The sequence below is a fragment of the Cellulomonas sp. Root137 genome, from assembly GCF_001426725.1.
Taxonomy (GTDB): domain Bacteria; phylum Actinomycetota; class Actinomycetes; order Actinomycetales; family Cellulomonadaceae; genus Cellulomonas.
Map to the genome: position 1 here is coordinate 1,025,317 of NZ_LMFG01000001.1, position 23,873 is coordinate 1,049,189.

Consider the following 23,873-nt stretch of genomic DNA (forward strand, 5'->3'; position numbering starts at 1 on the left):
CGTTGAAAGCTGATAGGAGCTGTTCGTGTCAGCACGCACGCAGCTGGACGGCGGTATCACGGCGGACGCGGAGCTGATCCTCTCCGCGCGCGCGGGTGACACGGCCGCCATCGGCGCGCTCTACGAGCGGCACGCGGGCGCTGCCTGGGTGGTCGCGCGGCAGTACACGGACTCCTCGGCCGATGCCGACGACGTCGTCGCCGACTCCTTCACCGCCGTCTTCGGCGCCCTCGAGCGCGGCAGCGGCCCCGAGTCCGCGTTCCGTGCCTACCTGTTCACCGTGGTCCGGCGCGTGGCTGCGGTGCGCCGCGAGAAGGCCCGTCGCGTGCAGCCGACCGACGACCTCGCGGTCCTCGAGGCCGGCACCGCGTGGGCGAGCACCGCGGAGGAGCCGGCGCTGGCCGGGTTCGAGCGTGGCGTCGTCGCGCGCGCGTTCCACACGCTGCCCGAGCGCTGGCAGGCCGTGCTCTGGCACACCGAGGTCGAGGGCCTGTCTCCCGCGGAGATCGCCCCCATCCTCGGTCTGACCGCCAACGGCGTCGCCGCCCTCGCCTACCGCGCGCGCGAGGGACTGCGTCAGGCATACCTGCAGCAGCACCTCCAGGACCCGCTCGACGAGGGGTGCCGCGCGGTCGCGGGCAAGCTCGGCGCCTACGTCCGGGGCGGGCTCGGCACGCGCGAGACCACCCAGGTGCAGGCGCACCTCGAGGACTGCGGGACCTGTCGCGGGCTGCTGCTCGAGCTCGGTGACGTCAACCACGGCATGCGCGCGGTCATCGCGCCGCTGGTGCTGGGACTGGTCGGGCTGGGCGCCCTCGGTGTGCTCCTGCCCGTCGGCGGAGGCCTCGCCGCGGGAGCGGCCGCTGCCGCTGCCGGCGGGGCGGGTGCCGGCGGGGCGGGTGCCGGGGGTGCAGGTGCTGCGGGTGCCGGCGGTGCAGCCGGTGGCGGCGGCGCTGCGGCGGCCGGTTCGGCGGGGACGGCCGGGGTCGGTGCAGCGGCGACCGGGGCGGTCGGCGTGGTCGGGGCCGGCACGGCGGGCGGTGCGGCCGCGGCCGGGGGTGTGGCGGCGTTCCTGGCCTCGATCCCGCTCGGTGCCGCCGCGATCACCGCCGGCAGCGTCGCGCTCGCGGCCGTGGCGGCCATCAGCGTGGCCACGCTGCTCAGCTCGCCGGACGGCAGCACGGCCACGGCGACGACCTCTCCGAGCGCCAGCCCGAGCACCCCGGCGCCCACACCGTCGGCCTCCGCCGGTGCCGTCGTGCCCGCACCGCAGCCGACGGACATCCCGACGCCCGAGCCCACGGAGCTGCTTCCGGACGAGATCATCCTCGACGAGGACGTGCAAGAACCCGAAGGCGATCTGACCGCGGCGTCCGCGGCCTCCACCGGCTCGGCTGCCCCGGCGGACACGACGGATCCCGTGGATCCCGCTGACCCCGAGGAACCGACCCCCGCCGACGTGGCGGTCGAGCTGCCCTCCGGCGGGCTGGCGCTCGAGGCAGGTCTGGGCGGCCAGGAGCTCGCCGTCGTCGTCCGCAACAACGGCGGCACCGCGGCGACGGACCTCGTGGCCGAGGTGACGCTGCCGGCCGGCGTCGAGCTCGACGGCGTCGCGGCCGCTGCCTTCTCCGGGCTCTCCGCCGGGCGGTTCGCCGTGACGGCGTCCGCGGGCTGGGTGTGCGTGGTCGGGGACGGGACCAACCTGGCGCGGTGCACCCTCGACGCCCTGCCGGCGCGGTCGACGTCGGTCCTTCCGCTGCGCGTGTCCATCGACGAGTCGTTCGACCGGTCGGACGGCGAGATCGGTCTGCGCGTCCTCGGCGCCGGCATCGAGTATGTCGCGCCACCGATCCGGCTGGTCATCACCGCGTCGCCCGCCCGGCTGACGCTGCGCACCGCGCCCCCCACGATCCCCTTGGTGACCGGACGGACCCGGCAGCTGGACCTCCCGGTGGCCAACGTGGGCGGCACCGAGATCCCCGCGGGCGCGGCGTCCGTGTCCGCGTTCCTGCCGACCGGCGTCACGGCCGCCGCGGCACCCGGCTCGCCCTGGAGCTGCAGCGGCACGCGACCGATGACCTGCCGACCGAGCGCCGTCGGCCCGCGCACCGACGTCCCGCTCGCGCTGCACCTGACCGCGGCTGCGCCGGAGGTCGTGACGGAGCGCTCGCTGGTGCTTCAGCTGGCTCCGAGCGGTCGACTGTCGTCGGAGACCCTGACCGTGCCGTTCACGCTGCAGCGGCCAGCGGCGCTGGCTGTCAGCGGCCCCCGAGCCTCGATCGTCGCCCTCGGCGCGCCGAGCACCGTGCCGCTGAGCGTCTCGAACACCGGCGACCTGCCGGCCGAGGGCGTCCAGGTCACGCTGTGGCGGCCGAGCACGCTCGACTTCGCCTCCCCGGCGATCACCGCCGGCGCGTGGCGGTGCCCCGCGGGCACGGGTCCGACCGTCGTCTGCACCACGGCACGCATCGACCCCGGCGCCACGCTGGACCTGCCCGTCCAGCTCCGTGCCGTCCCCGGCGCGTTCCCGGTGGGCGGCGTCATCACCGTGTCTGTGCAGGCGCCCGACGCCGACGCGCCCGAGCCCTACGTCGTCGCGGTCGCCGTGACGGGACCCGTCCTCGCCCTCGGCGGCGAGGACCCGGTGGTGCTGCTGCGGCCGGACGGCACCGGGACGGCACGGTTCACCGTGTCGGCCACGGGTGCGGACGCCGCCGCGACCGTCGCCACGCTGAGCCTGCCCGTGCACCTCAAGGCGGCCCTCGACGCGGCGGGCGCGCAGACCGACCGGTGCACCGCGTCGCCGAACCGTCGCACGGTGACCTGCGAGCTCGGGCTGGTCAAGGCGGGCACCTCCGAGCAGGTCCTGGTCGGCGTCACGTGGGCCGGGAGCGCGAAGGGCGACGCCTCGGTCGCGGTCACGGCGGCCGGTGCTGCCGAGGTCCAGGCCGACCAGCCCGTCCAGACCGCGTCGGGCGGTCTCACCGTCCGCGGCACGTTCGCGCACGCGGACGTGACCGAGATCGGTGCACCGCTGCTGTCCTGCAACCCGGCCGCGCCGGAGTGCGTCTCCGCACTCACCAAGGGCGACCGCGACAACAACTCGCTCACCATGGTGCCGCTCGACGAGGCGCCGCCGGCCCCGAAGACCCCGCGCACGAAGGTGCCGGTGTCGTCGACCGCGCGACTCGCGGTTCCGGCCGGCCGAGAGATCGTCTTCGCGGGGCTGTACTGGTCGGCCAACGTGGGCGAGCACGACAAGTTCAGCGACTCGCTGGAGTCCGCCCGGCTGCGCGGACCCGGAGGGACGTACACGGACGTCACCGGGACGGTGATCGCCCAGCCCACCGACAACGCGAGCCGGCAGTACTACCAGTCGTTCGCGGACGTGACGCACCTGGTCCAGATCGGGGGTGCGGGCGACTGGTCGGTCGCGGACGTGGCCGTCAGCAAGACCGCCACCGACAAGGACCGGACCTACTACGCCGGCTGGTCGATGGTCGTCGTCTACTCCGACGCCGGTTCGGACGCCTCGGTGACGGTGTACGACGGCGGCAAGTGGATCGGGACGTCGGGTGCGGCGGCCGCGTTCGAGTTCGCCGCCGAGGCGGGCAGCACCGCCCGGATCGGCGTCGTGGCGTGGGAGGGCGACCGCACCAGCAGCGGAGACCGGCTCGTGCTCGGGGACACATGCGTGAGCAGCGCGCACCCGCTCGTTCCGGCGAACGGCTCGAGCGGCAACGCGTTCGACTCCACCGCGACCGGCTGGCGTGCCCCCAACTCGCTGGGCACCGACGCCAAGGGGTTCCGCGAGGTGACGCTCGCGTGCGACGTCAGCTCGTTGACCGCCACGACGACCGGAGACCAGTACCTCATCGGCGCGATCACGCTGCGGGCCGCGCCTCCGTCGACGGTCGGCTGAGCGGATTCGCGCCCGGGCCTAGCTCCCGGTGACGGCGGACACGGCCGCGTCGACGGGGACGACGCCCCCGACCAGCTCCAGGGTCAGCCCCGCCGAGCGTGTCTCGTGCAGGAGGGCCACCAGCACGGCAGCCACGTCGGCCCGGGTGACGGAGCCGCGCGGGACGGACGAGTCGAGGAGCACCGCACCCGTCGGACGCTCGTTCGTGAGCGCGCCGGGGCGCAGGATCGTCCAGTCGAGGTCCCGCATCCGCAGGTCGATCTCGGCGGCGCGCTTGGCGACGAGGTACGCGGCGAACACCTCGTCGGTCCCTGCCGGCGGCGGGGCACCGGCCCCCATCGACGAGACGAGGACGTAGCGGCGCACTCCCGCCTGCTCGGCTCCGTCGGCCAGCAGCGCGACCGCCGCGCGGTCCACGGTGTCCTTGCGGGCGGCTCCACTGCCCGGTCCGGCCCCCGCGGCGAACACCACCGCGTCCGCACCGGCGATGGCCTCGGCCACGTCCAGCGCGTTCGCGCGCTCCAGGTCCAGGACCACCGCCTCGGCACCGTCCGCGGTGACGTCGTCGACGTGCGCGAGCTGCCGGACCAGCGCGACAGGGACGTCCCCCCGTGCGGTGAGCTCGCGGGACAGGAGTCGCGCGATCTGACCGTGGCCCCCAGCGATCGCGATGCGCATGCCCTCCACGGTAAGGACAGGTGCCCCGACCTGCGACCGGAGGGCCGTCAGCCGGTGTCCCCGGCGTCGGCGAGGACGTCGAGGAGCCGCAGGTGGCTGAGCCGGTCGCCCAGGCGGTGCACGTCGTCGGAGCCGGCCGGCGCCAGCGAGAGGGCGGTGTAGGTGTCGGCGCCCGGCAGCATCTCGGTGGCGAACTCGCGCAGCACCTCGGCCACCTCGGCGAGGTCACCGGGCGCGCGGCCGCTCCCCTCGGGCAGGCTCACGTACAGGAGCAGCCCGGGTTGGGGGCGGGGCAGCGGGGTGGGCAGTGCCATGGGACGTCTCCGGGTGCGCGGCGCGCGGCTGGTGGGCCGCGCTGGGGGTCAGGGCCTGGGCGATCAGGACCGAGGACACGCGCACGGATACGCGGCGACGAGGCGCAGCGCAGACGTGGTCATGAGGCGACTGTCGCACGCCCGCTCGTCGTCACCAAGGGGGATTCGTCGGTATCCCAGGGCGTGGACAGTCAGGGCGGGACAGCTCAGACGACGCCGTACAGCCGGTCGCCCGCGTCCCCGAGGCCGGGGACGATGTACGCCTTGTCGTTCAGGCGCTCGTCGACGGCCGCGACGACGATCGACACGTCGGCCCGGTCGCCGACCGCCTGCTCGACGACGGCCAGGCCCTCGGGCGCGGCCAGCAGGCACACCGCGGTGACGTCGCGGGCGCCGCGCGCCAGCAGGAAGTCGATGGCGGCGACCAGGGTGCCGCCGGTGGCCAGCATGGGGTCGAGCAGGAAGCACTGGCGGCCCGACAGGTCGTCCGGGAGCCGGTTGGCGTAGGTGATCGCCTCGAGGGTCTCCTCGTCGCGCTGCATGCCCAGGAAGCCGACCTCGGCGGTGGGCAGCAGGCGCGTCATGCCGTCGAGCATGCCCAGCCCGGCGCGCAGGATCGGCACGACGAGCGGGCGCGGGTCGGCCAGCTTGACGCCCGTGGTGGAGGTGACCGGGGTGACGATGTCGACGGACTCGACGTGCACCTCCCGGGTCGCCTCGTAGGCGAGGAGCGTGACCAGCTCGTCGACCAGGAGCCGGAAGGTGGGCGACGCGGTTCGGACGTCGCGCAGGACGGTGAGCTTGTGGGCGACCAGGGGGTGGTCCGCGACGTGCAGGCGCATGGGCACAACCTACCGGCGTCGCGTGCGCCATGATGCCTCCATGATCGAGCCCCGCCGTCCGGAGCAGACGGCCGACGCCTGGGCGATGGGACTCGCGCTCGACGAGGCGCGCCGGGCGGTGCTCACCGGGGACGTCCCGGTGGGTGCCGTGGTCCTCGGGCCGACCGGCGACGTCGTCGGCCGCGGGCGCAACGTGCGCGAGGCACGGGCGGACCCGACGGGGCACGCGGAGATCCTGGCCCTGCGGGCCGCGTCCGAGACGCTCGGGCGGTGGCGGCTGGACGACTGCACGCTCGTCGTCACCCTGGAGCCGTGCCTCATGTGCGCGGGCGCCACGGTGCTGGCGCGGATCCCGCGGCTGGTGCTCGGCGCGTGGGACCCGAAGGCGGGGGCGTGCGGGTCGCAGTGGGACGTGGTGCGCGACCGGCGGCTGAACCACCGGGTCGAGGTGGTCGGCGGCGTGCGGGCCGAGGAGTGCGGGCTGCTGCTGCAGCGGTTCTTCGAGGCTCAGCGGGACTGAGCGGGCGTCGGCAGGGTCTCGGCCAGGTCGGTCAGCGTCTCCGAGGTCCCCGCGTCGAGCGTCACCGCCGCGTACTTGTCGCCGCGCGTCGCACCCCGGTTCACGACGACCACCGGCTTGCCGGTCTGGGCCGCGTGCCGCACGAACCGCAGCCCGGACTGCACGCTGAGCGACGACCCGGCCACGAGCAGGGCATCAGCCCCGTCGACCAGCGCGTACGCCCGCTCCACCCGCTCGCGCGGCACGTTCTCCCCGAAGTAGACGATGTCCGGCTTGAGCATCCCGCCACAGGCGCTGCAGGCCGCGACGACGAACCCGCTGGTCTGCTCGATGACGGCATCGGCGTCCGGGGCGATCTCGATGTCCGCGACGGCCGCGGTGAACCCGGGGTTGAGCGTGTCCAGCCGGTCGGCGAGCTCCGCGCGGGAGATCACCGTGCCGCAGGACAGGCACCGCACCCGGTCGTACCGGCCGTGCAGGTCGATCACGTGCCGAGATCCCGCCGCCTCGTGCAGCAGGTCCACGTTCTGCGTGATCAGCCCGGTGACCACCCCGCGGTGCTCCAGGGCGGCCAGCGCGCGGTGGCCGGCGTTCGGCATCGTCCGGTGCACGTGCCGCCAGCCGACGTGGTTGCGGGCCCAGTAATGCCGGCGGAAGGCCTCGTCGGACGTGAACTGCTGGAACGTCATCGGGGTGCGCGGCGGGGAGTCGGGGCCGCGGTAGTCGGGGATGCCGGAGTCCGTCGAGACTCCCGCGCCCGTGAGGACCGCCAGGCGGTGGCCCGCGAGCACCTCGACGACGTCCGCCAGGGATCCGGCGGTCATCGGGACGGCGTCGTGCGCGGTGCTCACCGGACCACGGTACGACGGACCGATCGCGGATTCGTGGGAGAGGCTCCCGACCAGGTACCGTTCTCCCCGAGGTAGCGTGTCCGAGCGGCCTAAGGAGCACGCCTCGAAAGCGTGTGTGGGTGAAAGTCCACCGTGGGTTCAAATCCCACCGCTACCGCCAGTCGAAGGGCCCCCACCCGCATGATCGTGCGGCTGTGGGGCCCTTCGTCGTTCCCGCTCGCATCGCCACATGAGGCTTGACCCTGACGCTGCGTCACCCCTGCACGCTGGATCACACGGTGCAGAACGGAACGGAGACGCCATGAGCAGGACGACCTCGACGCCCACCTGGACCGGCATGGTGCCGGTCGACGACACTGCCCTGGCCGTCTCGGACTCGGGTGGGTCCGGAACGCCGGTGATCTACCTCAACGGCCAGTTCGCGACCCAGGGCTACTGGCGGCGGGTCATCGCCGAGCTCGGGCCGGACTGGCGGCACATCACCTACGACGAGCGGGCCCGTGGGCGCCGGTCCGGACGTTCGGCGGACTACTCGTTCGAGTCCGCCGTCCGCGATGTCGCTGTCGTGCTGGACGCTCGAGGTGTCGACCGAGCGCTGGTGGTCGGGTGGTCGTACGGCGCCTTCGTCGCCGCACACTGGGCGAGCCGCCATCCGGACCGGACGATCGGCGCTGTGCTGGTGGATGGGGCACAGCCGCACGACTGGCTCACGGACGAGATGGAGCAGGGGATCCGTACGGTCTTCCGTCGCCTGCACTGGCTGACGGTGCCGCTCCGCGTGACGGGACTGACGCCGCGGATGTCCGCCCTGGAGATGGCCGAGTGCAACATCGACGTCGGCAGGCTCGCGCGTGAACGGGAGCTCGGTCCGGTGATGGACGGAATCACCGTGCCGACCCGGTATGTCCTCGCGTCCGGGACGTCGTTCGGCAGCACGGGGGATGGGCAGGAGAAGATCCGCGCCAGCGTGCCCGCGGTGGCCGAACGCAACCCGCACATCACGATCCACGCCAAGGTCGCGAGCACTCACGGCGCGATCCTCCGCAAGGACTTCCACGCGGTCGCCGAGGCGGTCCGCGGCGTCGCCGGCTGAGGCAGTCTGAAGCCATGCTCACGATCAGTCAGCTGGCCTCCTACGCCGGGGTGACGGTGCGCACGGTCCGGCACTATCACCAGATCGGCCTGCTCCCCGAGCCCGCACGCGACCGCTCCGGCTACCGCAGCTACGACGCAGCCGCCGTCGTGCGACTGATCCGGATCCGCGTTCTGGCGGATGCGGGCGTGCCGCTCGCTCGAGTGCAGGAGCTCCTCGTCGCCGGCCCCGACGAGTTCGCCCGAGCAGTCGAGGCGATCGACAAGGCCTTGAGCGCCGACATCCGTCGCCTCCAGAGCAACCGCAAGCGGATCGCCCAGCTCGCTGCCGGCGATCACCTGGCCCTTCCCCAGGTCGTCGTCGAGTACCTGGACCGGCTGCGCGGGCTCGGCGTCGGCGAGGCCTACATCGAGCTCGAACGGGATGCGTGGATCATGCTCGCCCCGCAGATCCCGCACGACATCGAGTCCGTGGTGGCCGAGAAGAACCGCCAGCTGGACGAGGACCCGGACATGACCCGGCTCTATCTCCTCCTCAGCTCGGTGCCGGAGTGGTCGGCCGACGATCCGCGAGTCGTCGAGCTCGCCGACATCGTCGAGGACCTCCGCATCCGCGCTGTCCAGAGCGGCGAGGTGGAGATCGGCGACGCCGATGCCTCGGACCCGTTCGCGGCCCTGCTGGACGCAGCCATGACCGAGTCCACGCCGGTCGCTCGACAGCTGCTGGCGATCCTCGAGGAACGCGGGTGGCGTGGCTGGGCGCAGCTCGAGCGAGTCCCCGAAGGGCGGATCGCCCGCGATCCCTGAGACCCCCGGTGCCCCCGCACGTCAGGATGTCCGCGTGACCCTCTACGCGCAGACCCCGTGGCGCCGTGCGCGCCAGCTCGTCGCCGACGTCCTCGTCATCGGATGGGTCGTCCTGTGGGTCCGTGCCGGGCTGTGGGTGCACGAGGTCGTCGGCAGGCTCGCCGCGCCCGGACGCACCCTCGAGGACGCCGGGTCCTCGCTCTCGGAGAGCCTGACCTCGGCCGGAGACACCGTCGCGCGTGTCCCGCTCGTCGGCGACGACGCACGCGCCCCGTTCACCGCGGCCGGTGGCGCCGCGGACTCGATCGCGCAGGCGGGCGTCGAGGTGCAGCAGGGGGCCCACCAGCTGGCGCTGCTGCTCGGGCTCACGATCGCCGCGGTCCCGATCCTGCTCGTCGTCGCGGTCTGGCTGTTCTCCCGCGGCCGGTTCGTCAGCCGCGCACGTGCAGCCACGCGCATCCTGGACTCGGCAGCCGACCTGGACCTGTTCGCCCTCCGCGCGCTCGCGACACAGCCGGTCCGCGCGCTCGCCGGCGTGAGCGACGACCCGGCGAACGCGTGGCGGCGTCGGGACCCCGAGGTCGTCCGCGCGCTCGCGTCGCTCGAGCTGCGGTCGCTGGGTCTGCGAGCACCGGTGCCGTCCTGAACCGGCCCGTCACCGGCTCAGCGCCGCCACGTGGTCAAGCCTGGTGAGCTTGTCGGGATTGGCGATCGAGTAGACCTGCGTCACGCGTCCGTCGGCGACGGTGATGCTCGCCACGCCGAGGAGATGCCCGTCCAGCTCCATCCGGATCGCGGGCTGACCGTTGACCCAGGTCGCCGCAGCGCGCAGCCCGGCCCCTGCCTTCGCCATCCCTCCCACGAGGTACCGCGCCAGCTTGTCGGCGCCGACGATCGGCCGGGTCGCCGCCCCGCGGGCCTTCCCGCCGCCGTCGGCGACCGCGACCACGTCGGGCGCGAGGACGTCCATGAGCCCGGCGAGGTCGCCGGTGTTGAGGGCGGTGACCAGCCGTTCCACGACGTCCTCGTGCTCGGAGCGCACCACGCGCACCCGGGGACGCCGCGCGGAGACGTGACCCTTCGCGCGGTGCGCGATCTGCCGGACCGCCGCAGGTGTCTTCCCGACGGTCTCCGCGATCTCGTCGTACGGCACGTCGAACACCTCGTGCAGCACGAAGACCACGCGCTCGGCCGGCCCGAGGGTCTCCAGCACGGTGAGCATCGCCATCGAGAGGCTCTCCGCGAGCTCGACGTCGTCGGCCACGTCGGGACTGGTCAGCAGCGGCTCCGGGAGCCACTCGCCGACGTAGTCCTCGCGGCGCCGCGACACGGTGCGCAGGTGGTTGAGCGACTGCCGCGTCACGACGCGGACGAGGTAGGCGCGCGGGTCGCGGATCTCCGACCGGTCGACCGAGGACCAGCGGAGCCAGGACTCCTGCAGCACGTCCTCGGCGTCACCGGCCGAGCCCAGCAGCTGGTACGCGACCGTGAAGAGCAGGTTCCGGTGGACGACGAACGGGTCCTCGTCGAGGCTGGCCACCTGCGCGAGCCTACGGGGCGCCCTGGACGGTGGACCGGACGGCGAGCGGCGGGAGGCCGCACGCCGCGGCGAACTCCTCGGAGTGGATGCCGAGCGCGAGGTTCATGCGCGCCGACATGTTCATGAACGCCACCCGGGCAGCGAGCTCCACGAGCGCGGCCGGCCCGAGCTCGGCCAGGAGCGCGTCCGACAGCTCGTCGGTGACGGCGGGCGGCGTCTGGCTCGCCGCCTCCGCGTACTCCATGACCCGGCGTTCCCGCGGGGTGAACACCGACGACTCCCGCCAGCGCGGCACCTCCCGGACCTTCGCCTCGTCGAGCCCGTGGTTGTGCGCCAGGAAGTAGTTGAGGTCGAGGCAGAAGGTGCAGCCGACCGTGGCGGCCGCCGCCATGGCCGCGTATGACGCGAGGTCCCGGTCGAGCTCGCGCCAGCCGTCGACCTTGCGCCCGACGCCCATGGTGTCCTTCATGACCCTCTGGTGGTGCCACAGCACGCCCAGGGAGTCGGGCACGTGGCCGAGCATCCTGCGGGCCGCGAGCTTCACGAGCGCTCCGTAGGCGCCGGTCACGTCTGTCGGGGGGATTCGGGTCCTGGTGGTGGTCATGACATGGAGACACCGACCGGTGCCCACGTGTGACATCGGAGGCCCAACGAGGCCCCTGCACCGCTACGGTGCCGTGATGCAGACCGGACGTCGTCGGACCAGCGCGCTGCTCGTGGTCCTCGTCCTCGCGGCCACGACCGGCTGCGCGGCGCTGCGTGGGGGCGCCGGGGGAGACCCGACCCCGACACCGACCGGGCCACCGGAACGCGTCGTCCCCGACAAGTCGGTCGACCACCCGGGCAACCCCGACTGGGTGGGGCCGGTCGACGAGAGCGGCGGGCGACCGTACTTCCTCCTGCGGGCCGACCTGCGGGAGGGCGACTGCATCGAGGGCAGGGCGGCGCAGCCGGACCTCTCGGACGCGGTCGTCGTGCCGTGCACCACGCCGCACCTCACGGAGGTGATGTACCTGCACGAGGCGGCCCCCGACGTCGACCGGATCATCGCCGAGGAGGACTGCTGGGCGAAGACGGACCCGATCCCCGGCTTCATGGAGCTCGGGATCTCCTGGTCCGCCATGCCGGACCCGAACGACCACGACACCCCGCACGGCTACTGCCTGTTCGAGGCGGCGCACCCCGTGACCGGCTCCTTCGCGACCGACGACGTCGAGTTCACCGGCGCGACCTGACCGGGTGACCAGCTCAGCGGTGGCTGAGGCTCCGGTCCGGCGAGGACGCCCCGGCGGCGGCTCCGGAGGTGTCCCGGCGCAGGTAGTTCCACGCGAGGAACGCGCACACGAGGCCGTTGACGAACCCCATGGTCACGTCCGTCAGGCTGTGCATCCCGCGGTAGAGCCGGGCCGTGCCGACGGCGATCGGGATCAGCAGGCAGACGATCGTCACGACGATGCGCAGCGCCCGGTTGCCGATGCGCTGGGCCAGCATGGCGAGCACGACGTAGAACGCGGTCGACGCACCCGTGTGACCGCTGGGGTAGCTGGAGGTGGGCGGCGACTCGTCGAGCTTCTCCACGTCGGGGCGCTCGCGGCCGACCACCAGGGCGGCCGTCATGAACACGAGGGCCTGCACGGCGATGGCCTGCGGGGGGATGATCGCCACCCACCACTGCTTGGTGCGCCACCAGAACAGGACCACGAACAGCACGCACGCGCCGATGATGAACTCGGTGGTGCCGATGGCGGACAGGACCGCGGTGACGGCGTCGAGCGTCTCGGTGCGCTGCGCCACGAACCACTCGTTGACGGCGGCCTCGCCCGGCAGGTTGTCCAGGGGCCCGGTGATGAGGAACCCGACGCCGACGATGAGCACCCACAGGCCCACGGCGGGCAGCAGGACGCGGACGGCGAAGTCGCGCCAGGCCTCCTTGCGGGTGGGGGCCGAGGAGTCCAGCTCGTAGCGGTGCAGGAAGGTGTGCATCACGTCTCCTGGTCGGGGGGCGTCACGGACCAGCCGCTGTAGCCCAGATAGGACGCCCCCGCGAGGGCCGTCCCGAGCGCGAACCCTGCGACGACGTCGGAGGGGTAGTGCACGCCGAGCATCACGCGGTCGAGGCCCGTGAGCACGGTGGCGGTGGCGGCGACCACCGGGACGACGACGCGTCCGCGCCGGCCGAGCAGCGGCCACACCAGCAGGGTCAGGGTCAGGGCGACGGCCGCGGTGTTCGTCGCGTGGCCGGACGGGAAGCTCGACCCGGGGGCGTGCTCCAGGGCGTCCTCCACGACCGGCCGCGCCCGCTGCACCAGCCCCTTCGCGCCCAGCTGCAGCGTCCAGGCGGCCATCACCGTGAGGAACGCCCACAGCGCGCGGGTGGTCATCCCGTGCCGCCGCCACACCCACACGCAGACCAGGGTCGCGACGAGGTTGACCCACTTCGCCTGGAACGCCTGCTGCCACACGATCAGCGCCTGCTGGAGCTCCGGGTGGGCGCGCGTGAAGTCGGTCGCCGCCGCGATGGCGTGCTGGTCGAGGCGCAGGACGTCGTCCACCTCGGCGCGCACGACGTAGGCGAGCACCGCCACCGGGACCGTGAACGCGACCCCGAACGCGGCAGCGCGCAGGAGCGCACGGCGGCGGAGGAGGGGCAGCGGTCGCATCCCCGGAGGCTAGGTGCGCCGCGCGCAGCGCGCTCGTCGAACGGTCAGCCGACGGTCGTGACGACCGTCCCGGCGGGCGCCTGCCACACCAGGTCGAGCACCTCGTCGCTCACCCGGACGCAGCCGTTGGACACCGCACCCGTGCCGCGCAGGGTGGTGGTGTGGATCGCGGTCACCGCCGTGCCGGTCGGCTTGTCGTAGTGGTCGATCGTCTCGCTCTGCGTCGACAGCAGCAGCACGCGCGGGGTGGTGGTGCCGGGCTCGAGCCAGCGGGTGCCCAGCAGGAACGCCGGGACGTGCGGGGTCGGGGTCGCCGGGGCGCCGGTCGCCTTCACCGGCAGCACGTGCGTCGTCGTACCGTCGTCGACCGTGATGGTCTGCGCGGCCACGTCGACCGCGATGGTCCAGTCGGTGCCGGCGGCCTCGGTGTCGCCTGCGTCGATCCACACGCTGCGGCCGTTGACCTGCGCGACGTCCTGGCTGGGCAGGGCGGAGCGGGTGGCCACCATCACGCGCAACCAGCGACCGCGCTGGTCGATGACCGGGAGCGTGGTGCGGACCTCGAGGGTCAGGGCGGGGACGACGCCGACGGGGGTCCCGGCCGGAGCGGCGCGGGCCGCGGTGTCGCGGACGACGACCGCGGTCTGCCAGCGACCGAGCGCCGGGTCGTCGTTGGCGCGCTGGGGGAGCCCGTCGGTGCCGGGCAGGCCGGGGACCACGTGCAGGAGGTCGACGACCGGCAGGGCGGCGAGGTCGGCGGCGGGCGGCGCGGGGACGGCCGGCGGGGACGCCTTGTCGACGGCGACGGGCTCGGCGACGACCACCGCAGCGGGAGGACCTGCCTCGGGCGCGTCCGCGCACGCCCCGGCCAGTGCCAGGACCGCCAGCGCGGTCAGAGCCGCGATCGTCGTGCGAACCACCCGTGCCCCCGTCGTCCGAGCCATCGTGCGCCCCGCCGAGCCCATCGGCCAAGTCGGCACCTGTCGCCGGCGCCGGATCCCCGACAGGATGCATGTCGAGAACCCGCGCCCGGCTCCGACCTCTCCACGAGCGGGCCCGCCGGGCCCCGAGAGACGGAGTGCACACCGTGAAGTACATGCTGCTCATGAACTACTTCGTCGAGGGCGTGCCCCCGATCGACGAGTGGGCTCCCGAGGACGTGCAGCGGCACATCCAGTTCCAGCACGACCTCGGCGCCGAGCTGGTGGCCCGCGGCGAGTTCGTGGACGGGCAGGGTCTCGCGTGGCCGGCCACCGCGAAGCTCGTGCGGAGCGACGGTGTGTCCGACCCCGTGGTCACCGACGGGCCGTTCCCGGAGTCGAAGGAGTTCCTCGCCGGCTACTGGACGGTCGACGTCGAGGACGAGGCCCGCGCGATCGCGATCGCGGCGACGGCGTCGGCGGCGCCCGGACCCGGGGGTGCGCCGATGCAGCAGGTGTTCGAGGTCCGTGCCCTGATGGAGGCGCCCGCTCCTGTCGAGTGACCCGCCCCTCGAGGACCTGCTGCGCGAGCTGGCGCCGCAGGTCCTCGGCGTGCTGGTCCGCCGGTCGGGGGACCTCGCGGACGCGCAGGACGCCCTGCAGGACGCACTGCTGGCCGCGACGACGCAGTGGCCGGAGCAGGGCGTGCCCGACAACCCGCGGGCGTGGCTGGTGGTCGTCGGGCAGAACAAGCTGGTCGACCGGTACCGCAGCGAGGAGGCGCGGCGCCGTCGGGAGGAGCTCGTCGGCACCATGGAGGCCGTCGACGCGGGGGACGTGTTCGAGACCGACGACTCGCTCCTGCTGCTGTTCGGCTGCTGCCACCCCGCGCTCAGCCCCTCGTCGGCCGTCGCGCTCACCCTCCGCTCGCTCGGCGGGCTGACCACCGCGGAGATCGCCAGGGCGTTCCTGGTGCCGGAGGCGACGATGGCGCAGCGGCTCAGCCGGGCGCGCCGGGCCCTGCGGGAGCTGGACGGACCGTTCCGGATGCCGTCGCCCGAGGACTACCCCGCCCGGCTCCGAGCGGTGCTGCGCGTGCTCTACCTGATGTTCAACGAGGGCTACGCGAGCACGACGGGCTCGTCGGTGGCCCGCGCCGACCTCGCCTCCGAGGCGTTGCGCCTGACCCGCACCCTGCACGCCGGCCTGCCCGAGGATCCCGAGGTGGCGGGCCTGCTCGCGCTCGTCCTGCTCACCGACGCCCGCCGTCCCGCCCGCACGGGTCCGCGCGGTGAGCTGGTCTCGTTGACCGACCAGGACCGCGGGCTCTGGGACCGGGCGATGGTCGACGAGGGGATCGCGCTCCTCGAGGACGCGCTGGCGCGCGGGGCGGTGGGGGAGTACCAGCTGCAGGCCGCGATCGCCGCGCTGCACGACGAGGCGCCGAGCACCGACGCCACGGACTGGCCGCAGCTGCTGGCCCTCTACGCGCTGCTCGAGCGCGTCACGGGCAACCCGATGGTCACGCTCAACCGCGCGGTCGCGCTCGCCATGGTCCAGGGTCCCGACGCCGGGCTCGCGCTGCTGGCCACGCTCGACGACCGGCTCCCCGGGCACCACCGGCTCGCTGCCGTCCGCGGCCACCTGCTGGAGCGGGCGGGCCGACCGGGCGAGGCCGCCGACCAGCTGCTCCTGGCCGCGCGCGGGACCACCAGCCTGGCCGAGCGCGACTACCTGCTGGTGCAGGTGGCACGGCTGCGCCACGGTTCGGCATCCTGAGGCGCGTGGCCGCCGACCCGCACGTCCTGCTCTCACCCGCCGTCACCAACCTGCGCGACCTCGGAGGTCGTGCCACCGCGGACGGTGGGACGGTCGCGACGGGGGTCGCGTTCCGCTCGGCCGAGCTGGCGGACCCGTCCGTCGGCACGGACGCGGTGCTGGCGGGGCTGCGGATCCGGACCGTGGTGGACCTGCGCACCGAGGCGGAGCGGTCGAGCCGCCCCGACCAGCTGCCCGCGGGCGCGCAGCTGCGGGTGCTCGACGCGCTCGCGGACCTGCCCGGCGGCGCCGCGGCGCAGCTCCCCGCCGTGCTGGCGAGCGGCGGGATCGACGCCCTCGCGGACCTCGACCTGGCCGGCCAGATGCTCGCCGTCTACCGACGTCTCGTGGTCGGCGAGGCTGCCCGGCAGGCGTACGCGGGACTGGTCCGCGCGGTGATCGACGCCGAGCGCCGCGCCGTCCTGTTCCACTGCACCGCGGGCAAGGACCGCACCGGCTGGGCGACGACCGTCCTGCTGCTGGCCGCGGGGGTCGACGAGGAGGGCGCGATGGAGGAGTACCTCGCGGTCGGGCCCGCGGTCCGCACCACGTACGCGCCGCTGCTCCAGCAGGTGGGCGACGCCGGCGGGAACCCGGACGACCTGCGCCCGCTGCTCGAGGTGCGGCCCGAGTACCTGGACACCGCGCTGGCCCTCGTGCGCGAGCGTTTCGGGTCGTTCGAGGGGTACCTGTCGGACGGTCTCGGTCTCGGCGCCGTCGAGGTCGAGGCGCTCCGGAGGACCCTGCGCACGGACGGGTGAGCGTTGGACCGTTCGGGTGGTCCGATATGTCCGATCTTGCCGACTCACCCGGTCGGGCTGACGATGGGCGGATCGCACCTCCCGCGACGCAGCGTCGTCTGAACCCAGGCGCCGAGGGAAAGGCATGCCTGTGGCCGACGAGATCGTCTCCCCCATCCGACGGGGCGCGCACGACATCGCACTCGAGCGCGACCGGGTCCGCCGCAAGCGCGTGTACCGCTTCGCCGCGTTCGTCATCGCCATCGAGGTGTACGTCATCGGCAGCGCGCTGCTCAACCGGCCGCTGGTCCCCCCGATGCCGCAGATCGACCCGCTGATCCTCGTCCCGGTGCTGTTCTTCGGGGCGCTGCTGCTGCTCCTCGTCGGTACGCAGCTGGGCAGCGCCCGCTCCCCGCACGTGGTCTACCGGCCCGAGCAGGTGGACGTGCGGCTGGACGACGTCATCGGCATCGACCCCGTCAAGGAGGACGTCCGCCGCTCGATCGACCTGTTCCAGACGCACAAGCAGTTCGCCGAGCAGATGGGTGGCACGCCGCGCCGCGGCCTGCTGTTCGAGGGGCTGCCGGGCACGGGCAAGACGATGACCGCCAAGGCGATGGCGGCCGAGGCGGGTGTGCCGTTCCTGTTCGTCTCGGCGACCTCGTTCCAGTCGATGTACTACGGCGCCACCGCCAAGAAGATCCGCGCGTACTTCAAGGCGCTGCGCAAGGCGGCCCGCACGGAGGGCGGCGCGATCGGGTTCATCGAGGAGATCGACGCGATCGCGATCCGGCGCGGCGGCATGTCGGCCGCCGCGGTGGCCACGGGCCCGTTCGACGCCTTCCGCGTCCCGCACGTGGTGACCAACGCCGTGATCAGCGAGGGGACGGGCGGCGTGGTCAACGAGCTGCTCGTGCAGATGCAGTCGTTCGACGAGCCCACGACGTCCGACAAGTTCGTCAACTGGTTCATCGCCCGCGCCAACCTGCTGCTCCCGGCGGCCCGCCAGATGCGCCAGCGCAAGCCGGTCAAGGCTCCGATCCTGCTCATCGCGGCCACCAACCGCGCCGACTCCCTCGACCCGGCCCTGCTGCGTCCGGGGCGCTTCGACCGCCGGCTCACCTTCGCGACTCCCGACGCGGTCGGTCGCCGGGCGCTCGTCGACCACTTCCTGGCACGCCGGTCCACTGACTCCGAGCTGGAGGACACGACCCTGCGCGACCGGCTCGCGGCCGCGACGAACGGGTGGACGCCGGTGATGATCGAGCACCTGCTGGACGAGGCGCTGGTCAACGCGCTGCGCCGCGGCTCGATGGCCATGACGTACGCGGACATCGAGCACGCCCGGATCACGGAGATGGTCGGCATCGGCCAGCCCGTCCGGTACACGGAGGCCGAGGAGCGGCTCATCGCCACCCACGAGGCCGGCCACGCGGTCACCGCCTGGCTCGCCGCACCCAACCGCACGCTCGAGGTGCTCACGATCATCCGTCGCGGCGACGCGCTCGGCCTGCTCGCGCACGGCGACTGCGAGGAGGTCTGGACGCACTCGCACTACGACCTGCGCGCGCTCGTGCAGATCGCCATGGGCGGCTGGGTGGCCGAGGAGCTGTTCTTCGGCCAGACGAGCACCGGTCCTGCCGGGGACCTCGCGTCGGCGACCCGCACCGCCGCGCAGATGGTGGGCGCGGCCGGCATGACGGGGTCGCTCATCTCGTTCGCCGCGACGCCGCACGACCTGGTCTCGGCGGTGCTCAGCGACGCGCAGGCCCGCGCCCAGCTGGAGGCCGTCCTCGACGACGCCCGCAGCACGGTCCGCCGCCTGCTGTCCCGCCACCGCCACCTGGTCGAGGCGCTGCGGGACGCACTCCTCGAGCGGCACGAGCTCATCGGCGACGAGATCACCGCCGTGCTCGAGTCGGCCGCGCTGGCCCAGCAGCAGATGCTCGAGCGCGAGGAGGACGAGAAGAGCGCAGCGGTGGCTGCCGGGGCTGCGGCGCAGGCTGCCATCGCGGCGGAGCGCCTGCGGGTCGCCTAGCCTTCGGAGGGTGCCCGAAGGTCATACCGTCCACCGCATCGCCCGTCAGCTCTCGCAGGACCTCGTCGGCCGGCGACTGACCGTGACCTCGCCACAGGGCCGGTTCGCGGCCGGCGCCGCGCGGATCAGCGGGCAGGTCATGGTGTCCGCGGACGCCGTGGGCAAGCAGCTGTTCTGCACGTTCGAGGCCGGTGACGTGCTGCGCGTGCACCTGGGCCTGTACGGCGCGTGGGACTTCCACGGGTCGCTGACCCCGCTGACACCCGGCGGCTTCGCCGCGGGCAGCATGGGCGCGCCGCGGCTGCGACGGGCCGTGCGGATGGGCGAGGACGAGCGGGAGGGTCCGGCCGACGAGGGCGGGCTGGTGGCGTTCCCGCCGCACCCGGTCGGTCAGGTCCGCGTTCGGCTGGCGAGCGACGCGACGGTCGCCGACCTGCGGGGTCCGTCGGCGTGCGAGGTGCTCGACCCGGGCGGGGCGGCGGCGGCGATCGAGCGGCTCGGACCGGACCCGGCGTCCACCGACGACCTGGCCGCCGCCAGGGAGGTCGTGGTGGACCGGCTGACCTCCCGGAACGTCGCGGTGGGCCAGCTGCTCATGGACCAGACGGTGGTCGCCGGCATCGGCAACATCTACCGCGCCGAGCTCCTGTTCCGCGCCCGCCTCGACCCGCACACCCCCGGCCGCCACGTGCCGCGCGAGGTGGCTCGCGCGCTGTGGGACGACTGGGCCGTCCTGCTGGCCGACGGGATCGAGGCGGGCTACATCCTGACGCGCGGTGACCTGTCGGCCGCGGAGCGCGAACAGTCCGTCACGGACACCACCCTGCGGCACTGGGTGTACCACCGCACCGGGCTGCCGTGCCTGGTCAGCGGCACCCCGGTGGTCGTGGAGGAGATGGCCGCGCGCAAGCTGTACTGGTGCCCGGCCTGCCAGGTCCGACCGACGGCGTTCAGCCGGTGATCTCCCGGTAGGTGTCGATCAGGGTGACGAACTCCGACCGCAGACCGTAGGGGTCGTCGCCGAGGGCGGCCTGGGCGCGTTCGCGTGCCCGGGTGGGGTTGGCGTCGTCGGCGTACCGCGAGTCGGTCACCGCGAGGCCGAACTCGACGACGGCGGACGCGAACCGGAAGTCGGCCGTGGGGCTGGCGTCGTAGGCGCTGGCTCCGGCGGGGAAGACGACCTCGGTGCTGGTGGCGGCGCCCGGGCTCTTGTAGCGCACGTGCACGGTCAGGAAGTCGCTGGAGCTCCCGGCTTCGGTGTCCTGGTAGTCCAGGTCGTCGTCGAGCTGCTCGCCCCGAGCCGGGACCAGCTCGTAGAACGCGGTGACCGCGTGCCCGGCGCCGACGTCGCCGGCGTCCTTGGTGTCGTCGTCGAACTCCTCGTCCTCCAGCCGGCGGTTGTCGTAGCCCAGCAGCCGGTACTCGGCCACGGTGGCCGGGTTGAGCTCGACCTGGACCTTGAGGTCCTGGGCGACGACGAACATCGTCGAGTCGAACTCGTCCACCAGGACCTTGCGCGCCTCGTCGAGGGTGTCGATGTACGCGTAGTTGCCGTTCCCGTGGTCGGCGATGGCCTCCATCGTGTTGTCCTTGAGGTTGCCCATCCCGAAGCCGAGCACCGAGATGTAGACGCCTGACCGGGCGTGCTCCTCGATCAGGTCGGTGAGCTGCTCCGGGGTGGACGGGCCGACGTTGAAGTCGCCGTCGGTGGCCAGGACGACCCGGTTGTTGCCGCCCTCGACGAAGTTCTTCGTCGCCAGCTCGTACGCGGTCTGCAGGCCCGCCGCACCACCGGTCGACCCGCCGGCCTGCAGCTCGCGCAGGATCCGCACCAGCTCGCCGCGCTGGTCGCCGCGCAGCGAGTCGGCGAGCACCTGCTCGCTGCCGGCGTAGGTCACGATCGAGACGGTGTCGTCCTCGTCGAGCTGCTCCACCAGCAGCTCGAACGAGTCGGCGAGCAACGGGAGCTTGTTCGGCTCGTCCATCGAGCCGGACACGTCGAGCAGGAAGACGATGTTGTTGCCCCGGCTGGTGGCCTTCGCGGCCGTGGCCTGCACGCCGATCATCGCCAGCTGGTGGTCGGGCGCCCAGGGCGCGTCCGCGATCTGCGTCGTGACGGTGAACGGGTCCACCGCGCCGGGCCCAGGGGTCGGGTAGTCGTAGTCGAAGTAGTTGACCAGCTCCTCGATCCGCACCCCCTCCGGCGCGACGCCCTGGCGCAGCTGGCGGCGCAGGTTGCTGTAGGACGCGGTGTCGACGTCCGAGGCGAACGTCGACAGCGGACTCGTCGTCACGTCCTGGAACGGCTGCTCCGGGGAGTCGTCGTACTCCTCCTGCTCGTCCACCGGGACCTGGCGCCAGTCCTCAGGGGCGACGGAGTCGTCGTAGGCGATGCCCTGGTCGTAGGAGGGGTCGCTCGATCCGTCCGAGCTGCAGGCACCGAGGGCGCCCAGGAGAGCGACCGCAGCCACGGCGGCAACCACGCGGGTGGACGCCTGTGTCCGAGTGAATGACCGACCGCGCATCAGTGCCTCCAGTGATCGAGGACTGAAGCGTCGCGGTCCGCGAGGACGGAGACCAGCACGGCACGGTCACGCGACCGCGCCGTTCAGGTAACGATCACCCGGCACCCAGCAAGAACCGCAACACGGCCGTGACCTGGGAAAACAGACATGCCGGTCAGTCCAGCCCCAGCAGTGCGCGCCAGGTGCGGTGGTGCTCGACGGTCACGCCCTCGTAGCCGGGGAGCGTGCCGAACGCGTCGGCGACCAGCGCGGTCTCCGCCTCGAGCACCACGGGGCCCTCGTCGATGAACGTGTACTGCGCGCCCCCCGCCACCTCGGCGGTGTCCGTCTCGACCCCGACGGTGAACGGCAGTCCGGCCGACGACGCAGCGACGACCGCGGGGGCCGCGAGCGCCACGATCCCGTCCGGCCCCTGCGCGTGGTCGCTGAACGCGACGACACCCACCCGCGAGGCGCGTGCGAGGACGGCGTCGAGCAGCGTGCCGCCCTCCCACGCCTCGTGCGCCAGCCACCACGGCGTGTCGACGCCCAGCCCGACGCCGGCCGGCAGCGCCGCCAGCACGCCGTCCAGCAGGGTGAACCACTGCGCGCAGAGCCGGTCGCGGTCGGTGGACCAGGTGGGCGTCGCCCACGGCTCGACGTCGAGCTGGAGGCTGTCGCTCGGCCCGGATCGCAGGGCAGTCAGCGCCCAGGTCACCGCGAGCGACGGCTCCCCGAGCCACCCGGGGTCGCCGCCGAGCGGGCCGACGGCAACCCCGGCCGTCTGCAGCGCGGTGGTCGCGGCGCCGAACCAGTCGCCCACCGGCCCCTCGTCGGCGGCCCACGGTGCGGAGAGGAAGACGCGCTGGAGGGCGCGCTCCTGGCAGAAGGCGACGAGCGCGGCGGGTTCGGCGGGCGCGTAGTCGCGGCCGCGGGCGTCGACGGACCGCGGGACGGGGTTGTCCCACGCCCACATCGAGGTCAGGGCGCTCATGCGAACACCCGCTCGCCCACGGGGACCTCCGCGGCCAGCGTGTTGGCGCGGGTGGCCAGCGGGCAGGTCCACGCGGGGTCGTAGGCGCAGGACGGGTTGTACGCGAAGTTCAGATCGACCACGAGCCGTGTTCCCGCCATGCCGAGATCCGCCCCCTTGATGGTGTCCAGCAGGTACCGACCGCCGCCGTACGTGTCGGGCGACGCGTCCTTCACGGGCACGAAGAGTCCGCCGGCGTACCCGCGCAACCGCCAGACCGCCAGGGTCCCCAGGTCGCCCACCTCCACGTCGGCGATCCGCTCGAACGGCACCACGCCGTCGGTCCCGGTGCTCACGTCCAGTCGCTGGGCGGGTGCGGGGCGGATCTCGCACTCGAACCGGTAGGCCGCGTCGTAGTGCGGGATGTCGAGGCCCTCGAACGACGCCTTCGTCGCGGCGTCGAGCGGGGACGCCGGGTGCTCGGCCAGCAGCTCGTCGCGACGCTGGACCCAGGTGGCGTGCGCTGCGGCGGGGTCGTCGGACGACAGCCGGCGGACGTCGGCGTAGATCTCGGCCACGCGTCGCCGCCAGTCGGCGACGGCGAACGGCTCGTCGGCGGGATGGCGGCCGGGCGCGATGACGGGGAATCCAGCGTTCACCGCCCCACCGTCGCACGGTGCGCTGTCACGCGGCGACTGTGTGAGGGTGGTCCGCATGGATCTGCGCATCTTCACCGAGCCCCAGCAGGGGGCTTCTTACGACGACCAGCTGGCGGTGGCCAAGGCCACGGAGGAGCTCGGCTTCGACGCCTTCTTCCGCTCCGACCACTACCTGCGGATGGGTGACGGCGATGCCCAGCCCGGTCCCACGGACTCGTGGACCACGCTCGCGGGGCTGGCCCGCGAGACCAGCCGCATCCGGCTGGGCACCCTCGTCTCGTCGGCCACCTTCCGGCACCCCGGCGTGCTCGCCATCCAGGTGGCGCAGGTGGACCAGATGTCGGGCGGCCGGGTGGAGCTCGGTCTGGGCGCCGGCTGGTTCGCGCAGGAGCACGCCGCGTACGGGATCCCGTTCCCCGAGAAGCGGTTCGGCCTGCTGACGGAGCAGCTCGAGGTCATCACCGGCCTGTGGAGCACACCGGCCGGGGAGCACTACGACTTCGCGGGTGAGCACTACACGCTCAAGCACTCACCGGCGCTGCCGAAGCCCGTCCAGTCGCCCGTCCCGATCATCGTCGGCGGGAGCGGTCCGAAGCGGACGCCCGCGCTGGCCGCCAAGTACGCCGCCGAGTTCAACATGTCGTTCCCCGCGCCCGCCGACGTGGAGGGTCGCGTCGCGACCGTCCGGGCGGCCTGCGAGGAGGCCGGCCGGGACCCCTCGACCCTCGTCTTCTCCGTGGCGCAGGTGCTGTGCGCGGGTCGCGACGACGCCGAGGTGGCACGCCGCGCGGCCGCGATCGGGCGCGACGTGTCCGAGGTGCGGGCCGTCGGGTTCGCCGGGACGCCGACCGCCGTGGTCGACCGGATCGGGTCCTACCGCGAGCTCGGCGTGACGCGCGTGTACCTGCAGGTGCTGGACCTGCACGACCTGGACCACCTGGAGCTCGTGGCCTCGGAGGTGGCGTCGCAGCTGGGCTGAGGCCCGCTAGGGTCCC

24 protein-coding genes and 1 tRNA gene are annotated in these 23,873 nt (G+C 73.5%); 13 read left to right on the plus strand and 12 right to left on the minus strand.

What is annotated here, in order from left to right:
* Positions 1-25: 25 nt before the first annotated feature.
* Complete coding sequence (locus ASD18_RS21295) at positions 26-3,922, plus strand: sigma-70 family RNA polymerase sigma factor (RefSeq protein WP_056087478.1); 3,897 nt, start codon at positions 26-28, stop codon at positions 3,920-3,922.
* An 18-nt stretch (positions 3,923-3,940) separates the two neighbouring features.
* On the opposite strand, the gene ASD18_RS04945 is transcribed toward ASD18_RS21295, so the two are convergent.
* From ASD18_RS04945 to upp, 3 genes are all read right to left on the minus strand, one after another.
* Positions 3,941-4,600, minus strand: coding sequence for an SDR family oxidoreductase (locus ASD18_RS04945; protein WP_056091590.1), 660 nt, complete (start codon positions 4,598-4,600; stop codon positions 3,941-3,943).
* Positions 4,601-4,647: 47 nt separating this feature from the next.
* Positions 4,648-4,914 (minus strand): hypothetical protein, encoded by a 267-nt coding sequence (locus ASD18_RS04950; protein WP_056087481.1) that lies wholly within the window; start codon positions 4,912-4,914, stop codon positions 4,648-4,650.
* 206 nt (positions 4,915-5,120) lie between these two features.
* Positions 5,121-5,756 carry a uracil phosphoribosyltransferase gene (gene upp, locus ASD18_RS04955; protein WP_056087484.1) on the minus strand — a complete coding sequence of 212 codons (636 nt, stop codon included), beginning with the start codon at positions 5,754-5,756 and terminating at the stop codon, positions 5,121-5,123.
* Positions 5,757-5,796: 40 nt separating this feature from the next.
* Between upp and ASD18_RS04960 the strand changes: the two genes are divergently transcribed.
* Positions 5,797-6,276, plus strand: coding sequence for a nucleoside deaminase (locus ASD18_RS04960; protein WP_235522265.1), 480 nt, complete (start codon positions 5,797-5,799; stop codon positions 6,274-6,276).
* On the opposite strand, the gene ASD18_RS04965 is transcribed toward ASD18_RS04960, so the two are convergent.
* Positions 6,264-7,100 (minus strand): NAD-dependent protein deacetylase, encoded by an 837-nt coding sequence (locus tag ASD18_RS04965; RefSeq protein WP_082573903.1) that lies wholly within the window; start codon positions 7,098-7,100, stop codon positions 6,264-6,266. The genes ASD18_RS04960 and ASD18_RS04965 overlap by 13 nt on opposite strands.
* 97 nt (positions 7,101-7,197) lie before the next feature.
* Between ASD18_RS04965 and ASD18_RS04970 the strand changes: the two genes are divergently transcribed.
* The 4 genes from ASD18_RS04970 (at position 7,198) to ASD18_RS04985 (ending at position 9,672) form a co-directional block, all read left to right on the plus strand.
* A tRNA-Ser gene (locus ASD18_RS04970) sits at positions 7,198-7,287 on the plus strand.
* A gap of 141 nt (positions 7,288-7,428) precedes the next feature.
* Complete coding sequence (locus tag ASD18_RS04975) at positions 7,429-8,220, plus strand: alpha/beta fold hydrolase (protein ID WP_056087491.1); 792 nt, start codon at positions 7,429-7,431, stop codon at positions 8,218-8,220.
* Between the two features lie 14 nt (positions 8,221-8,234).
* Positions 8,235-9,026, plus strand: coding sequence for a MerR family transcriptional regulator (locus ASD18_RS04980; protein WP_056087494.1), 792 nt, complete (start codon positions 8,235-8,237; stop codon positions 9,024-9,026).
* 34 nt (positions 9,027-9,060) lie between these two features.
* Positions 9,061-9,672: a hypothetical protein gene (locus ASD18_RS04985; RefSeq protein ID WP_056087497.1), complete on the plus strand. Its 612-nt coding sequence runs from the start codon at positions 9,061-9,063 to the stop codon at positions 9,670-9,672.
* Between the two features lie 9 nt (positions 9,673-9,681).
* Here the strand turns inward: ASD18_RS04985 and ASD18_RS04990 are convergent, their stop codons facing one another.
* Complete coding sequence (locus ASD18_RS04990; RefSeq protein ID WP_056087500.1) at positions 9,682-10,566, minus strand: RNA polymerase sigma-70 factor; 885 nt, start codon at positions 10,564-10,566, stop codon at positions 9,682-9,684.
* 10 nt (positions 10,567-10,576) lie between these two features.
* Entirely contained in the window at positions 10,577-11,170 is a 594-nt protein-coding gene (locus tag ASD18_RS04995) for a carboxymuconolactone decarboxylase family protein (RefSeq protein WP_056087503.1), read from the minus strand.
* 76 nt (positions 11,171-11,246) lie between these two features.
* On the opposite strand from ASD18_RS04995, the gene ASD18_RS05000 reads away from it, so the two are divergent.
* Positions 11,247-11,801 carry a hypothetical protein gene (locus tag ASD18_RS05000; protein ID WP_056087506.1) on the plus strand — a complete coding sequence of 185 codons (555 nt, stop codon included), beginning with the start codon at positions 11,247-11,249 and terminating at the stop codon, positions 11,799-11,801.
* Between the two features lie 13 nt (positions 11,802-11,814).
* Here the strand turns inward: ASD18_RS05000 and ASD18_RS05005 are convergent, their stop codons facing one another.
* The 3 genes from ASD18_RS05005 to ASD18_RS05015 are packed head-to-tail and all read right to left on the minus strand — an operon-like array spanning position 11,815 to position 14,146.
* Complete coding sequence (locus ASD18_RS05005) at positions 11,815-12,549, minus strand: phosphatase PAP2 family protein (RefSeq protein ID WP_056087510.1); 735 nt, start codon at positions 12,547-12,549, stop codon at positions 11,815-11,817.
* Positions 12,549-13,226, minus strand: a complete 678-nt coding sequence (locus ASD18_RS05010; protein WP_056087513.1) for a phosphatase PAP2 family protein — start codon at positions 13,224-13,226, stop codon at positions 12,549-12,551. The genes ASD18_RS05005 and ASD18_RS05010 overlap by 1 nt, the downstream gene beginning before the upstream one ends.
* Positions 13,227-13,270: 44 nt before the next feature.
* Entirely contained in the window at positions 13,271-14,146 is an 876-nt protein-coding gene (locus ASD18_RS05015) for a L,D-transpeptidase (protein WP_156387899.1), read from the minus strand.
* A gap of 176 nt (positions 14,147-14,322) precedes the next feature.
* On the opposite strand from ASD18_RS05015, the gene ASD18_RS05020 reads away from it, so the two are divergent.
* From ASD18_RS05020 to ASD18_RS05040, 5 genes are all read left to right on the plus strand, one after another.
* Positions 14,323-14,709 carry a YciI family protein gene (locus ASD18_RS05020; protein WP_156387976.1) on the plus strand — a complete coding sequence of 129 codons (387 nt, stop codon included), beginning with the start codon at positions 14,323-14,325 and terminating at the stop codon, positions 14,707-14,709.
* A gap of 19 nt (positions 14,710-14,728) precedes the next feature.
* A complete protein-coding gene (locus ASD18_RS05025; RefSeq protein ID WP_369817277.1) occupies positions 14,729-15,925 on the plus strand; it encodes an RNA polymerase sigma factor in 1,197 nt (398 codons plus the stop codon).
* Positions 15,926-15,930: 5 nt separating this feature from the next.
* A complete protein-coding gene (locus tag ASD18_RS05030; protein WP_056087519.1) occupies positions 15,931-16,725 on the plus strand; it encodes a tyrosine-protein phosphatase in 795 nt (264 codons plus the stop codon).
* Positions 16,726-16,849: 124 nt separating this feature from the next.
* Entirely contained in the window at positions 16,850-18,742 is a 1,893-nt protein-coding gene (locus ASD18_RS05035; protein WP_082573544.1) for an AAA family ATPase, read from the plus strand.
* Positions 18,743-18,752: 10 nt separating this feature from the next.
* A complete protein-coding gene (locus ASD18_RS05040) occupies positions 18,753-19,703 on the plus strand; it encodes an Fpg/Nei family DNA glycosylase (protein WP_056087524.1) in 951 nt (316 codons plus the stop codon).
* Here ASD18_RS05040 and ASD18_RS05045 read toward each other — a convergent pair.
* The 3 genes from ASD18_RS05045 to ASD18_RS05055 form a co-directional block, all read right to left on the minus strand.
* Positions 19,693-21,213: a von Willebrand factor type A domain-containing protein gene (locus tag ASD18_RS05045; RefSeq protein ID WP_235522267.1), complete on the minus strand. Its 1,521-nt coding sequence runs from the start codon at positions 21,211-21,213 to the stop codon at positions 19,693-19,695. The two genes, ASD18_RS05040 and ASD18_RS05045, sit on opposite strands and share 11 nt — an antisense overlap.
* Positions 21,214-21,421: 208 nt before the next feature.
* Positions 21,422-22,240, minus strand: coding sequence for a hypothetical protein (locus ASD18_RS05050; protein ID WP_056087530.1), 819 nt, complete (start codon positions 22,238-22,240; stop codon positions 21,422-21,424).
* Positions 22,237-22,878: a DUF1684 domain-containing protein gene (locus ASD18_RS05055; RefSeq protein ID WP_235522268.1), complete on the minus strand. Its 642-nt coding sequence runs from the start codon at positions 22,876-22,878 to the stop codon at positions 22,237-22,239. The genes ASD18_RS05050 and ASD18_RS05055 overlap by 4 nt, the downstream gene beginning before the upstream one ends.
* Positions 22,879-22,933: 55 nt before the next feature.
* Between ASD18_RS05055 and ASD18_RS05060 the strand changes: the two genes are divergently transcribed.
* Positions 22,934-23,857: an LLM class F420-dependent oxidoreductase gene (locus ASD18_RS05060; RefSeq protein WP_056087534.1), complete on the plus strand. Its 924-nt coding sequence runs from the start codon at positions 22,934-22,936 to the stop codon at positions 23,855-23,857.
* Positions 23,858-23,873: the final 16 nt, after the last annotated feature.

Coding starts and splice junctions, on each gene's coding strand:
- ASD18_RS04945 (WP_056091590.1), bottom strand. CDS start 4,600: ATGCGCATCGCGATCGCTGGGGGCCACGGTCAGATCGCGCGACTCCTG.
- ASD18_RS04980 (WP_056087494.1), top strand. CDS start 8,235: ATGCTCACGATCAGTCAGCTGGCCTCCTACGCCGGGGTGACGGTGCGC.
- ASD18_RS04950 (WP_056087481.1), bottom strand. CDS start 4,914: ATGGCACTGCCCACCCCGCTGCCCCGCCCCCAACCCGGGCTGCTCCTG.
- ASD18_RS05060 (WP_056087534.1), top strand. CDS start 22,934: ATGGATCTGCGCATCTTCACCGAGCCCCAGCAGGGGGCTTCTTACGAC.
- upp (WP_056087484.1), bottom strand. CDS start 5,756: ATGCGCCTGCACGTCGCGGACCACCCCCTGGTCGCCCACAAGCTCACC.
- ASD18_RS04995 (WP_056087503.1), bottom strand. CDS start 11,170: ATGACCACCACCAGGACCCGAATCCCCCCGACAGACGTGACCGGCGCC.
- ASD18_RS04975 (WP_056087491.1), top strand. CDS start 7,429: ATGAGCAGGACGACCTCGACGCCCACCTGGACCGGCATGGTGCCGGTC.
- ASD18_RS05005 (WP_056087510.1), bottom strand. CDS start 12,549: ATGCACACCTTCCTGCACCGCTACGAGCTGGACTCCTCGGCCCCCACC.
- ASD18_RS04960 (WP_235522265.1), top strand. CDS start 5,797: ATGATCGAGCCCCGCCGTCCGGAGCAGACGGCCGACGCCTGGGCGATG.
- ASD18_RS05035 (WP_082573544.1), top strand. CDS start 16,850: ATGCCTGTGGCCGACGAGATCGTCTCCCCCATCCGACGGGGCGCGCAC.
- ASD18_RS05000 (WP_056087506.1), top strand. CDS start 11,247: ATGCAGACCGGACGTCGTCGGACCAGCGCGCTGCTCGTGGTCCTCGTC.
- ASD18_RS04965 (WP_082573903.1), bottom strand. CDS start 7,100: ATGACCGCCGGATCCCTGGCGGACGTCGTCGAGGTGCTCGCGGGCCAC.
- ASD18_RS05020 (WP_156387976.1), top strand. CDS start 14,323: ATGCTGCTCATGAACTACTTCGTCGAGGGCGTGCCCCCGATCGACGAG.
- ASD18_RS05010 (WP_056087513.1), bottom strand. CDS start 13,226: ATGCGACCGCTGCCCCTCCTCCGCCGCCGTGCGCTCCTGCGCGCTGCC.
- ASD18_RS05050 (WP_056087530.1), bottom strand. CDS start 22,240: ATGAGCGCCCTGACCTCGATGTGGGCGTGGGACAACCCCGTCCCGCGG.